Raw genomic sequence first — 12,892 nt, 5'->3', positions numbered from 1 at the left:
GGTAGCGGCGATTCGTCGTACCCTTGCGGGGGTCTGGTGCCATCGCGCCGGGCCCCCGTCGTCCATCCAGTTCCGAGGAAGTTGGTCCAGCCGTGGTTTTGGGGTTCGAGATCGCCCTGATCGTCTTCAGCCTGCTGCTGATGCTGCTGGTGCTGATGCACAAGGGAAAGGGCGGCGGCCTGTCCGACATGTTCGGTGGAGGCATGCAGTCGTCCGTCGGCGGTTCCTCGGTCGCCGAGCGCAACCTCGACCGCATCACTCTGATGATCGGTCTGCTCTGGTTCGCGTGCATCGTCGCGCTCGGTATCCTGATGAAGATCAACAACTGATCGTCGGCCGGCATCGTTACAGCAGCACAACTGCACATTACGCAAGCACATTCCGCACGTAAGGCCCCATGTCCGGTACGCGCCTCCAGGCGCCGCCTATCATGGGGCTTGCGTCTAGGGGTGGGGATGTAACTCCAATCACTGGACGCGCGTTGGGCCTTACGTAGACTGAGGCGCTCGCAGCGAAGCGTCACGCCGACTCGCTTCGCGGCACCATCACGCAGGGAGTTACGACCGTGGCAAGTGGCAACGCGATCCGAGGAAGCCGGGTCGGGGCGGGGCCGATGGGTGAGGCCGAGCGCGGCGAGTCCGCGCCGCGGCTGCGCATCTCCTTCTGGTGCTCCAACGGGCACGAGACGCAGCCCAGCTTCGCCAGCGACGCGCAGGTTCCCGACACCTGGGACTGTCCGCGCTGCGGCTTCCCCGCCGGACAGGACCGGGACAACCCGCCGGACCCGCCGCGAACCGAGCCCTACAAGACGCACCTCGCGTACGTGCGGGAGCGCCGCAGCGACGCGGACGGCGAGGCGATCCTCGCCGAGGCGCTCGCCAAACTGCGGGGCGAAATCTAGGAGTTGAGAGCCGGCCGGGCGCCCTCGGGTGTCTGGCCGGAACCGTTTCACGGCGACGTCGAGGCCGGGACACCGCCCCGTCGCCGGGTCCGCCGCGCCCGGACACCTGCGCCGCGGGCCGACGCCTCGGCCACCTGCGTTCCGAGCTGATCGCTCGGCTGCCCGCGCTCGGAGGCTGATCACCTGCTGCCCGAGTCCCGGGCCGATCGCTCTGCCGCGTCCGGATGTTCGTATGCGTACCGCGCCCGGTTCTCGTACCGCGCGCGGATGCTCGATCCGGTCACGCTGATGCAGCAGCGCGGACCGGAATTCACGCCGGTGCGCGTCGGCCCGGTATTCCGCGCGGTCCCGGCATCGGGGCCGGCTCCGAGGGCCTGCCGGGCGGCACGGGTGGAGCGGCCCGCGGACGGGCGGAGCCGCACTGTTCGCGGCCGGATTCCTCTCCCTCGCCGTCATCGCGCTGACACCTGAGGTCAAGCGGGACGTATCTGTTGTTGAGCCGGAGGACGCACGACGACAGCTCGTGTCCAGCCCTGATCAATTAGGTTGGGACCGGCAGCGGGGCAAGGTACGCAGCAGCACAGGCAGGAAAGAAGGCGGAAGTCCGAGATGAACGCAGAAAGCCGTACCCGGCTCAACCAGACACCCGAGTGGACCGCTCTGGCCAAGCACCGCGAGGAGCTCGCGGACACCCATCTGCGCGACCTGTTCGCGGCCGATCCCGGGCGCGGTTCCGGCTACTCGCTCCAGGTCGGCGATCTGCACGTCGACTACTCCAAGCACCTGGTCACCGACGAGACGCTGCGGCTGCTGCGCGAGCTGGCCGCGGCGACCGATGTGTTCGGGCTGCGGGACGCGATGTTCCGGGGCGAGAAGATCAACGTGACCGAGGACCGGGCGGTGCTGCACACCGCGCTGCGGGCGCCGCGGGACGCGGTCGTCGAGGTCGACGGGGAGAACGTCGTGCCGGCCGTGCACGCCGTGCTCGACAAGATGGCCGGCTTCGCCGAGCGGGTCCGCTCCGGCGAGTGGACCGGGCACACCGGCAAGCGCATCAAGAACATCGTCAACATCGGCATCGGCGGCTCCGACCTGGGCCCGGCGATGGCGTACGAGGTACTGCGCTCGTTCACCGACCGCTCGCTGACCGTGCGGTTCGTGTCGAACGTGGACGGCGCGGATCTGCACGAGGCCGTGCGGGACCTGGACCCGGCGGAGACGCTGTTCATCGTCGCCTCCAAGACGTTCACCACGATCGAGACGATCACGAACGCCACCTCCGCGCGCGACTGGCTGCTGACCGGTCTGAAGGCCGGGCCGGAGGCGGTGGCGCGGCACTTCGTGGCGCTGTCGACGAACGCCGAGAAGGTCTCCGGCTTCGGGATCGACACGGCCAACATGTTCGAGTTCTGGGACTGGGTCGGCGGCCGCTACTCCTACGACTCGGCGATCGGCCTCTCGCTGATGATCGCGATCGGCCCGGACCGCTTCCGTGAGATGCTCGACGGCTTCCACCTGGTCGACGAGCACTTCCGTACGGCCCCCGCGGAGTCCAACGTCCCGTTGCTGCTGGGTCTGTTGGGTGTCTGGTACGGCAACTTCCACGACGCGCAGTCGCACGCCGTGCTGCCGTACTCGCACTACCTGTCGAAGTTCACGGCCTATCTCCAGCAGCTCGACATGGAGTCCAACGGCAAGTCCGTGGACCGTGACGGCCGTCCGGTCGAGTGGCAGACAGGACCGGTGGTGTGGGGCACGCCCGGCACCAACGGCCAGCACGCGTACTACCAGTTGATCCACCAGGGCACGAAGCTGATCCCCGCCGACTTCATCGGCTTCGCCGAGCCCGTGGCCGACCTGCTGCCGGGTCTGGTCGCCCAGCACGATCTGCTGATGGCCAACTTCTTCGCGCAGACGCAGGCGCTGGCCTTCGGCAAGACCCCGGACGAGGTACGCGCCGAAGGGGTGCCCGAGGAGCTGGTGGCGCACAAGACGTTCGAGGGCAACCACCCGACGACCACGATCCTCGGGCGGGAGCTGACCCCTTCGGTCCTCGGCCAGTTGATCGCCCTCTACGAGCACAAGGTGTTCGTCCAGGGCGCGATCTGGAACATCGACTCCTTCGACCAGTGGGGCGTCGAGCTCGGCAAGGTGCTCGCCAAGCGCGTCGAGCCCGCCCTGACCGAGGGCGCGGACGTGCCGGGACTGGACGAGTCGACCAAGGCCCTGGTCGCCAAGTACCGCACGCTGCGCGGCCGTTAGGCCCCTGATGCGGGGAAGCGGGCGGTGGGAGTCCGCCCGCTTCCCGTAACGCTGTCCCGCCCGCCGCTCAGGCGGAAGCCGGCGGATAGAGCGACCGCGGCAGCTGGGACGCCGCCGCCGCGTCCAGGAGCCACAGGGTGCGGGAGCGGCCGTACGCGCCCGCCGCCGGGGCCTGGATCTCACCCGCGCCGGACAGGGCGATCGCTGCGGCCTGCGCCTTGTCCTCGCCGGCCGCGAGCAGCCACACCTCGCGGGCGGAGCGGATCGCGGGCAGGGTCAGCGAGATCCGGGTCGGCGGCGGCTTGGGCGCGCCGTGCACGCCCACCACCGTCCGCTCCGTCTCCCGCACCGCGGGCAGCTCCGGGAAGAGCGAGGCCACGTGGGTGTCGGGACCGACGCCCAGCATGAGGACGTCGAAGGACGGAACCGAGCCGTGGTTCTCCGGCCCGGCGGCCTTCGCGAGCTCCGCCGCATACGCCTCCGCCGCCGCCTCCACGTCGGCGCCGTACGGACCGTCGGACGCGGGCATCATGTGCACCCGGGCCGGGTCCAGCGGCACCGCGTCGAGCAGGGCCGCGCGGGCCTGCGTGTCATTGCGCTCGGGATCGCCCTCGGGGAGGTACCGCTCGTCGCCCCACCACAGGTCGAGGTGCGCCCAGTCGACCGCGTCCCGCGCGGGCGCGGACGCGAGCGCCGCGAGGAGCCCGTTGCCGTTGCGCCCGCCGGTGAGCACGATCGAGGCGTAGCCGCGCGAGGCCTGCGCGTCCACGATCTTCGTGATCAGCCGCGCCGCCGCGGCCTGGGCCATCAGTTCCTTGTCGCGGTGGACGACGAGCTGCGGAGTGTTCACTCGGCGGCCGCCTTGTCCGCCGCCTTCTTGGCGAGTGTCTCGGCCACGCCCGCGGGGGAGTCCTTGGCGGCCGGGGTCGTCTTCGTGGCGGTCGCGGTACCGCCCGCGGACCCGGCCCCGGCGGTGTCCGCCTCCGCGTTCAGTCGGCCCACCCCGTAGCGCAGCGCCGAGGCGTAGGTGTCGTCCGGGTCGAGGCGGCGCAGCTCCTCCGCCATCAGCTCGGCCGTCTCGCGGCGCTTGAGCGCCACCGCGCGGTCGGGCTGCCCCTGGATGGACAGCGTCGCGAGCGTGCCGTCGGCGCGGTCCAGGACGATCGGGCCGCAGCTCGTCTCCAGCCGCACCGCGGTGAGGCCGGGGCCCGAGGACAGCGACCGCTTGACGGGGACCTCCAGCCGGTCCGCGAGCCACATCGCGAGCAGTTCGCAGCTCGGGTTGAACTCCTCGCCCTCCACCTCGACCGCGTCCACGTCGCAGGTGACCTGGTCCAGGGCCGCGGCCAGCATCGAACGCCAGGGCGTGATGCGGGTCCACGACAGGTCCGTGTCACCGGGGGTGTAGGCGTCGGCGCGGGCGCTGAGCTCCCGTACCGGAGCCTCGGCGGCGTAGGTGTCGGTCACCCGGCGCTGGGCGAGCGAGCCGAGCGGGTCCTTCGCCGGGTCGAGCGGCGCGTTCACCGGCCACCAGACGACGACCGGCGCGTCCGGCAGCAGCAGCGGCAGGACCACCGACTGGGCGTGGTTGATCACCTCGCCGTACAGGCGCAGCACCACCGTCTCGCCGGTGCCCGCCTCCGCCCCGAGCCGCACCTCGGCGTCGAGCCGCGACTTCGTGCGGTCGCGGGGCGAGCGGGAGACGCGCTTGATGACCACGAGGGTGCGCGAGGGGTGCTCGCGCGAGGCCTCGTTGGCGGCCTTCAGGGCGTCGTAGGCGTTCTCCTCGTCGGTGACGATGACGAGGGTGAGCACCATGCCGACGGCGGGGGTGCCGATGGCGCGGCGGCCCTGTACGAGCGCCTTGTTGACCTTGCTGGCCGTGGTGTCCGTGAGATCGGTCTTCATGGGCGACGCCAGCTCCGTCCGTCTCGCTCGAGCATTTCGTCCGCCTCGACGGGACCCCAGGTGCCCGAGGGGTACTGCGCGGGCTTGCCGTGCTTGTCCCAGTACCGCTCGATCGGGTCGAGGATCTTCCAGGACAGCTCGACCTCCTCCGTGCGCGGGAAGAGGTTCGAGTCACCGAGCAGCACGTCGAGGATCAGACGTTCGTACGCCTCCGGGCTCGACTCGGTGAAGGACTCGCCGTACGCGAAGTCCATCGAGACGTCCCGGATCTCCATGGAGGTGCCGGGGACCTTGGAGCCGAAGCGGACCGTGACGCCCTCGTCGGGCTGGACGCGGAAGACGATCGCGTTCTGGCCCAGCTCCTCCGTGGCCGTGTGGTCGAAGGGGGAGTGCGGGGCGCGCTGGAAGACGACCGCGATCTCGGTGACGCGGCGGCCCAGACGCTTGCCGGTGCGCAGATAGAACGGGACTCCCGCCCAGCGGCGGTTGTCCACCTCCACCTTGATCGCGGCGAACGTGTCGGTCTTCGACTTGGGGTCGATGCCGTCTTCCTGGAGGTAGCCGACGACCTTCTCGCCGCCCTGCCACCCCGCCGCGTACTGGCCGCGGACCGTGCTCCTGCCCAGGTCCTTGGGCAGCCGGGTCGCGCCGAGCACCTTGGTCTTCTCCGCGGCGAGCGCGTCCGCGTCGAAGGAGGAGGGCTCCTCCATGGCGGTCAGCGCCATCAGCTGGAGCAGGTGGTTCTGGATGACGTCACGGGCGGCGCCGATACCGTCGTAGTAGCCGGCCCGGCCGCCGATACCGATGTCCTCTGCCATCGTGATCTGCACGTGGTCGACGAAGGACCGGTTCCAGATCGGCTCGAACATCGTGTTGGCGAAGCGCAGCGCCAGGATGTTCTGGACCGTCTCCTTGCCCAGGTAGTGGTCGATGCGGAAGACCTGGTCCGGGGCGAAGACCTCGTGCACGATCGCGTTGAGCTCCTCGGCCGACTTGAGGTCGTGGCCGAAGGGCTTCTCGATGACCGCGCGGCGCCAGGAGCCGTTCGACTGGTCCGCCAGCCTGTGCTTCTTGAGCTGCTGGATGACCACCGGGAAGGCGGACGGCGGCACGGACAGGTAGAAGGCGAAGTTGCCGCCCGTGCCCTGTGCCTTGTCCAGCTCGTCGATGGTGGAGCGCAGCCGCTCGAAGGAGTCGTCGTCGTCGAAGGTGCCCTGGACGAAACGCATGCCCTGGACGAGCTGCTGCCAGACCTCCTCGCGGAAGGGCGTCCGGGCGTGCTCCTTGACCGCGTCGTGGACCTCTTGGGCGAAGTCCTCGTGGGCCCACTCGCGACGGGCGAACCCGACGAGGGAGAAGCCCGGCGGCAGCAGTCCCCGGTTGGCGAGGTCATACACCGCGGGCATCAGCTTTTTACGTGACAAATCGCCCGTGACGCCGAAGATGACCAGGCCCGACGGCCCCGCGATACGCGGGAGCCGTCGGTCTGCGGGGTCACGCAGCGGGTTGCTGCTCGACAAGATTTCAGCCCTCCGAAGGGGCGAGGCGCTGGAGCTCCGCCTCGGTCGACTTGAGCAGGTCGTTCCAGGCGGACTCGAACTTCTCGACGCCCTCGTCCTCAAGGAGCTGGACCACGTCGTCGTAGGCGATCCCGAGCTTCTCGACGGCGTCGAGTTCGGCGCGGGACTGCTCGTACGTACCGGCGATGGTGTTGCCGGTGATCTGACCGTGGTCCTCGGTGGCCTCCAGAGTGGCCTCCGGCATGGTGTTCACCGTGTTGGGCGCGACCAGCTCGTCGACGTACAGGGTGTCCTTGTACGCCGGGTCCTTGACGCCGGTCGAGGCCCACAGCGGACGCTGCTTGTTGGCCTGCGCCCGGTCCAGGACGGCCCAGCGGTCGGTGGAGAAGACCTCCTCGTACGCCTCGTACGCGAGCCGGGCGTTGGCGACGCCCGCCTTGCCGCGGGCGGCCTTGGCCTCGGGGGTGCCCAGCGCGTCGAGCCGCTTGTCGATCTCGGTGTCCACACGGGACACGAAGAAGGACGCCACCGAGTGGATCTTCGACAGGTCCAGGCCGCGGTCCTTGGCCTTCTCCAGGCCGAGGAGGAAGGCCTCCATGACCTCGCGGTAGCGCTCCAGCGAGAAGATCAGCGTGACGTTGACGCTGATACCGAGGCCGATGACCTCGGTGATCGCCGGCAGACCCGCCTTGGTGGCCGGGATCTTGATGAGGGTGTTGGGGCGGTCCACCAGCCAGGCCAGCTGCTTGGCCTCGGCGATGGTCGCGGGGGTGTTGTGCGCCAGACGCGGGTCGACCTCGATCGACACCCGGCCGTCCTGGCCGCCGGTCGCGTCGAAGACGGGGCGCAGGATGTCGGCGGCGTCGCGGACGTCCGCCGTCGTGATCATGCGGATGGCTTCCTCGACGGTGACCTTGCGGGCGGCGAGTTCGGAAACCTGCTGCTCGTAACCGTCTCCGCTGCTGATCGCCTTCTGGAAGATCGACGGGTTGGTGGTGACGCCCACGACGTGCTGCTGGTCGATCAGCTCGGCAAGGTTGCCGGACGTGATCCGCTTGCGCGACAGGTCGTCCAGCCAGATCGCGACGCCTTCCTCGGAGAGGCGCTTGAGTGCGTCTGTCATGGAAATTGCATCTCCTACGTGTCGTTTGTCGGCGTCAGCGCTGGGCTGCGGCGATCGATTCCCGGGCGACTTCGGCGACGTTCTCGGCAGTGAAACCGAATTCGCGGAAGAGCACCTTGCCGTCGGCCGAAGCACCGAAGTGCTCCAGCGAAACAATGCGTCCGGCGTCCCCGACGAATCGGTGCCAGGTGAGACCGATTCCGGCCTCGACCGAGACACGGGCCTTCACCGAGGGCGGCAGGACGCTGTCCCGGTACCCCTGGTCCTGCTCGTCGAACCACTCCACGCACGGCATGGAAACGACCCGGGTGGGGATGCCGGCGGCCTGGAGCTGCTCACGCGCCTCGACGGCCACGTGCACCTCGGAGCCGGTGCCGATCAGGATGACCTCGGGCGAGCCGCCCTCGGCCTCGAACAGCACGTAACCGCCCTTGGCGGCGTCCTCGTTCGCCTCGTACGTCGGCACACCCTGACGGGTGAGCGCGAGGCCGTGCGGGGCGCCCTTGCCGTACACCTTGGTGTAGCGCTTGAGGATCTCGCGCCAGGCGATGGCCGTCTCGTTGGCGTCCGCGGGACGGACGACGTTCAGGCCGGGGATGGCGCGCAGCGAGGCGAGGTGCTCGACCGGCTGGTGCGTCGGGCCGTCCTCGCCGAGGCCGATCGAGTCGTGCGTCCAGACGTACGTCACCGGCAGGTGCATCAGGGCCGACAGGCGGACCGCGTTGCGCATGTAGTCGGAGAACACCAGGAAGGTGCCGCCGTAGATGCGCGTGTTGCCGTGCAGCGCGATGCCGTTCATCTCCGCGGCCATGGAGTGCTCGCGGATGCCGAAGTGGATCGTGCGGCCGTACGGGTCGGCCTCCGGCAGCGGGTTGTCCGCCGGGAGGAACGAGCTGGTCTTGTCGATCGTGGTGTTGTTCGAGCCGGCCAGGTCGGCCGAGCCGCCCCACAGCTCGGGGATGACCGCGCCGAGGGCCTGCAGCACCTTGCCGGACGCGGCGCGGGTGGCCACACCCGTGCCCGCCTCGAAGGCGGGGAGCTTCTCCTCCCAGCCGGCCGGCAGCTCGGTCGCGGCGATGCGGTCGTACTCCGCGGCGCGCGCCGGGTTGGCGGTACGCCAGGCGGCGTAGCCCTTCTCCCACTCGGCCTTGGCCTGGGCACCCCGGTCCAGGGCCTGGCGGGTGTGGGCCAGCACCTCGGCGGCGACGTCGAAGGACTTCTCCGGGTCGAAGCCGAGGACGCGCTTGGTGGCCGCGACCTCGTCGTCGCCGAGCGCCGAGCCGTGCGCGGCCTCGGTGTTCTGCGCGTTCGGGGCGGGCCAGGCGATGATCGAGCGCATCGCGATGAACGACGGCTTGTCCGTCACCTTCTTCGCGGCCTCGATGGCGTTGTAGATGGCGTGCGGGTCGAGGTCGCCGTCGGGCTTCGGGGCGACGCGCTGCACATGCCAGCCGTACGCCTCGTAGCGCTTGACCGTGTCCTCGGAGACCGCGGTCTCGGTGTCGCCCTCGATCGAGATGTGGTTGTCGTCCCACAGCAGGACGAGGTTGCCGAGCTTCTGGTGCCCCGCCATGGAGGAGGCCTCCGCGGAGATGCCCTCCTGGAGACAGCCGTCACCGGCGATCGCGTAGATGAAGTGGTCGAACGGGGACTCGCCCTGCGGCGCGTCCGGGTCGAACAGGCCGCGCTCGTAGCGGGCCGCCATCGCCATGCCCACCGCGTTGGCGACACCCTGGCCGAGCGGACCGGTCGTGGTCTCCACGCCCGGCGTGTGGCCGTACTCGGGGTGCCCGGGGGTCCTGCTGCCCCAGGTCCGGAAGGACTCGAGGTCTTCCAGCTCCAGGCCGAACCCGGCCAGGTAGAGCTGGGTGTAGAGGGTCAGGGACGAATGGCCGGCGGACAGCACGAAGCGGTCGCGTCCAACCCAGTCGGTGTCCGCCGGGTCGTGCCGCATCACCTTCTGGAAGAGGGTGTAGGCGGCGGGCGCCAGGCTCATGGCCGTACCGGGATGGCCGTTGCCGACCTTCTGTACGGCATCGGCGGCCAGGACGCGGGCGGTGTCGACCGCCCGCTGGTCCAGCTCGGTCCACTCGAGGTCTGTGGTGGTCGGCTTGGTGCTCACCCTGGGTCAGGGCTCCTCTCCACATGTCACACATGTCGAAATGCCGGTGCACTGGGCGCCCCGGCCGTTGTCGAGCCTACCCCCGTGAGTACGTGCGTTTTTTCGAGTCATTCCAGACTGCCGGGACTCATCGGGATCCGCCTCCCGACTGGGCCGTTCCGTGTTCGACACGTGAATACGGAGCCGCTCGTCCGAGTGCTCAATCGAGTGTCGATCAGCTCTTCCAGCGGCACTCCTCAACACGAGCGCACCCCCGCGAATGCCGGGGTCTGGGCAACGTCTACAGTGGCGTGGTACGCGTGAGCCTTAACGGGGAATTCATTCCCGGGGCTTGCTGGGATGTCTCTGTCAGGGGTGTGCGTGACGGCCGTCGAATCCCGTCCAGCGGCTGGGGGCACCTCCCACGCCGTTAGGGCTGTGGGGGAGCTCGGGACGAGCAGCAGCCGGGGCCAGCGGTCGTTCGGGGCCCGTCTGAAGGCGTTCGTGGCGCTGACCAAGCCGCGGATCATCGAACTGCTGCTGATCACCACGGTTCCGGTGATGTTCCTGGCCCAGCAGGGCGTGCCCGACCTGAAGCTGGTGCTCCTCACCTGCCTCGGCGGCTACCTGTCCGCGGGCGGCGCCAACGCGCTGAACATGTACATCGACCGCGACATCGACGCCCTCATGGAGCGCACCTCGCAGCGGCCGCTCGTCACCGGCATGGTCAGCCCGCGTGAGTGCCTCGCCTTCGGCATCACGCTGGCGGTCGTGTCGACACTGCTGTTCGGTCTGGCCGTCAACTGGCTGTCCGCCTGGCTGTCGCTCGGAGCGCTCCTCTTCTACGTCGTCGTCTACACGATGATTCTCAAACGCCGTACCTCGCAGAACATCGTGTGGGGCGGCATCGCCGGCTGCCTGCCCGTGCTCATCGGCTGGTCGTCCGTCACGAACTCCATGTCGTGGGCGCCGGTCATCCTCTTCCTCGTCATGTTCTTCTGGACGCCGCCGCACTACTGGCCGCTGTCCATGAAGGTGCGGGACGACTACGCGCGCGTGGGCGTGCCGATGCTGCCGGTCGTCGCGAGCAACAAGGTGGTCGCCCGCCAGATCGTCATCTACAGCTGGGTGATGGTCGCGGTCTCGCTGCTGCTCACCCCGCTCGGGTACACGGGCTGGTTCTACACCGTGGTCGCGCTCGGCGCGGGCGGGTTCTGGCTGTGGGAGGCGCACGGTCTGCAGAACCGCGCCAAGGCCGAGGTGACGGGCGGCAAGCTCAAGGAGATGCGGCTGTTCCACTGGTCCATCACCTATGTGTCGATCCTCTTCGTGGCCGTCGCGGTGGACCCCTTCCTCCGCTAGGCCCCTCAGAGGCCCGGACAGCCCGGACCGCCCGGACCGCCCGGACCGCCCGGGGCCGCGTGGCCAAGGCCACGCACCCCTCCCGTCGCCGTTCGATCTACCCGTCGGTAGCATCCTGGCCATGGCAGACATCCAGCAGATCGACGAGACCCCCGGCACCGTCCAGGACCCCAAGGCCGACCGTGCCGCCGCCAAGCTCGCCCAGCGGATCGCCGCCTTCTCCAAGGCACACGGCGGGGCCGAGGCGCAGGTCGCGTACATCGGACAGCGCGGCGCCCGCATCGTCCTCGTCGGCGAGGACGGCGGCTGGGGCGACCTCGTCGCGACGAGCTACGAGATCGCCGAGGAGGCCGTGAAGAAGGCCGGGATCACCGTCCACGAGGCTTTCGACGGAGAGTTCGCGGCCAAGGTGAAGACCGGTCCTTACGAATGGAAGCGCATGGCCGGCATCCAGCTCGGTGGCCCCTCCAACAGCTGACGGATCACCCGTCGCACGGACGGCCGACAATCATCGGCCGTTCGCACGGGGTGTGAGCGACCAACACCTGACACCCGGCTCAGCCGTTAGGACCTGAAAGCAACGGTCCATTCGCGGGGAGTCCGGATGATCGAAACGCCGTCCCTGGTGGACCAGTACTGCCACGGCGTGCTGCGGACGGAGCTGGGCCTCGGCACGTTCGAGGCCCACCTCGCCAGGACCGAGGGACCGCCGGCCGCCGGCACCACGTTCTTCGACACCCAGACCGGGTTCGCCCTACGACGCTGGTGCCCACCCCTGCTCGGGCTCGAACCCCACTGCACGCCCGCCCTCTATCTGGCCCGGCGCCGCGAACTCGGCGTCCTGGAATCGGGCCGCAGACTGCTGCGCGGCAGCGGCATCACCACGTATCTCGTCGACACCGGGCTGCCCGGAGATCTGACCGGGCCCGGCGAGATGGCCTCCGCGGGAGCCGCCAGGGCGCACGAGATCGTCCGTCTGGAACTGCTCGCCGAACAGGTCGCCGACACCTCCGGGACCGTCGAGTGCTTTCTCGCCAATCTCGCCGAGTCCGTCCACGGAGCCGCCGTGAACGCCGTGGCCTTCACCTCCGTGGCCGGTGTGCGGCACGGTCTGGCGCTGGCGCCCGAACCGCCCGGGCCCGGGGAGGTACGGGGCGCGGCGGGCCGCTGGCTCGCCGGCCGCCGGGTGGGCGGCACGCTCACCGACCCCGTCCTGCTCCGCCATCTGCTGTGGATCGCGGTCGCGTCGGGGCTGCCCCTGCAACTGCACGCCGGACTCGGCGAGCCCGGGATGCGCATCGACCGCACCGACCCCGTGCTGCTCACCGACTTCGTCCGCGCCACGGCCGGTCTCGGCACCGACCTGGTCCTGCTGCACGGCTACCCGTACCACCGGCACGCGGCCCACCTCGCCGGGGTCTTCCCGCATGTGTACGCCGACCTGGGCGCCGCCCTCGTCCGCACCGGCGCCCGTGCGGCGGCCGTCTTCGCCGAGATCCTGGAGCTGGCACCCTTCGGCAAGCTCCTGTTCTCCAGCGGGGCACACGGGCTGCCCGAACTCCATGTGATCGGTGCCCGCCTGTTCCGCGACGCACTCGAACGGGTGCTCGGCAACTGGGTCGCCGAGGGAGCCTGGTCACTGACCGACGCCCAGCGAGTGGCGGCCCTGATCGCGGCGGGGAACGCCCGACGGGTGTACGCGGTGGAGTGAGCGC

The 12,892-nt window shown here is 69.7% G+C and carries 11 protein-coding genes; 6 read left to right on the top strand and 5 right to left on the bottom strand.

The window, feature by feature from the left end:
- The first annotated feature begins 92 nt into the window (after positions 1 to 92).
- The 3 genes from secG (at position 93) to pgi (ending at position 3,163) form a co-directional block, all read left to right on the top strand.
- Positions 93 to 329 carry a preprotein translocase subunit SecG gene (gene secG, locus ACIQRL_RS00905; protein WP_401325251.1) on the top strand — a complete coding sequence of 79 codons (237 nt, stop codon included), beginning with the start codon at positions 93 to 95 and terminating at the stop codon, positions 327 to 329.
- Between the two features lie 236 nt (positions 330 to 565).
- Positions 566 to 901 (top strand): RNA polymerase-binding protein RbpA, encoded by a 336-nt coding sequence (locus tag ACIQRL_RS00900; protein WP_003957010.1) that lies wholly within the window; start codon positions 566 to 568, stop codon positions 899 to 901.
- A gap of 609 nt (positions 902 to 1,510) precedes the next feature.
- The gene (pgi, locus tag ACIQRL_RS00895) at positions 1,511 to 3,163 is read left to right on the top strand and encodes a glucose-6-phosphate isomerase (RefSeq protein WP_401325248.1); all 1,653 of its coding nucleotides are present in this window, start codon (positions 1,511 to 1,513) and stop codon (positions 3,161 to 3,163) included.
- Positions 3,164 to 3,230: 67 nt separating this feature from the next.
- On the opposite strand, the gene pgl is transcribed toward pgi, so the two are convergent.
- The 5 genes from pgl to tkt are packed head-to-tail and all read right to left on the bottom strand — an operon-like array spanning position 3,231 to position 9,836.
- Positions 3,231 to 4,013, bottom strand: a complete 783-nt coding sequence (gene pgl / locus ACIQRL_RS00890; RefSeq protein ID WP_401325246.1) for a 6-phosphogluconolactonase — start codon at positions 4,011 to 4,013, stop codon at positions 3,231 to 3,233.
- A complete protein-coding gene (opcA, locus tag ACIQRL_RS00885) occupies positions 4,010 to 5,071 on the bottom strand; it encodes a glucose-6-phosphate dehydrogenase assembly protein OpcA (RefSeq protein ID WP_401325243.1) in 1,062 nt (353 codons plus the stop codon). The genes pgl and opcA overlap by 4 nt, the downstream gene beginning before the upstream one ends.
- Positions 5,068 to 6,594 (bottom strand): glucose-6-phosphate dehydrogenase, encoded by a 1,527-nt coding sequence (gene zwf / locus ACIQRL_RS00880; protein ID WP_401327976.1) that lies wholly within the window; start codon positions 6,592 to 6,594, stop codon positions 5,068 to 5,070. Before zwf ends, opcA begins: the two co-directional genes overlap by 4 nt.
- 1 nt (position 6,595) lies before the next feature.
- Complete coding sequence (gene tal / locus ACIQRL_RS00875; RefSeq protein WP_401325240.1) at positions 6,596 to 7,714, bottom strand: transaldolase; 1,119 nt, start codon at positions 7,712 to 7,714, stop codon at positions 6,596 to 6,598.
- A gap of 34 nt (positions 7,715 to 7,748) precedes the next feature.
- Positions 7,749 to 9,836 (bottom strand): transketolase, encoded by a 2,088-nt coding sequence (tkt, locus tag ACIQRL_RS00870; RefSeq protein ID WP_401325237.1) that lies wholly within the window; start codon positions 9,834 to 9,836, stop codon positions 7,749 to 7,751.
- 354 nt (positions 9,837 to 10,190) lie between these two features.
- Here tkt and ACIQRL_RS00865 point away from each other — a divergent pair, with 354 nt between their 5' ends.
- The 3 genes from ACIQRL_RS00865 to ACIQRL_RS00855 all read left to right on the top strand — a co-directional run bounded on the left by ACIQRL_RS00865 (position 10,191) and on the right by ACIQRL_RS00855 (position 12,888).
- Positions 10,191 to 11,177, top strand: a complete 987-nt coding sequence (locus ACIQRL_RS00865; RefSeq protein WP_401327973.1) for a heme o synthase — start codon at positions 10,191 to 10,193, stop codon at positions 11,175 to 11,177.
- Positions 11,178 to 11,298: 121 nt separating this feature from the next.
- The gene (locus ACIQRL_RS00860) at positions 11,299 to 11,655 is read left to right on the top strand and encodes a hypothetical protein (protein ID WP_401325235.1); all 357 of its coding nucleotides are present in this window, start codon (positions 11,299 to 11,301) and stop codon (positions 11,653 to 11,655) included.
- A 126-nt stretch (positions 11,656 to 11,781) separates the two neighbouring features.
- Positions 11,782 to 12,888, top strand: a complete 1,107-nt coding sequence (locus tag ACIQRL_RS00855; RefSeq protein ID WP_401325233.1) for an amidohydrolase family protein — start codon at positions 11,782 to 11,784, stop codon at positions 12,886 to 12,888.
- Positions 12,889 to 12,892 lie beyond the last annotated feature (4 nt).

The sequence above is a fragment of the Streptomyces sp. NPDC091209 genome (assembly GCF_044757755.1).
Lineage (GTDB): Bacteria > Actinomycetota > Actinomycetes > Streptomycetales > Streptomycetaceae > Streptomyces.
This window is presented reverse-complemented; position numbering and strand designations above follow the sequence as displayed.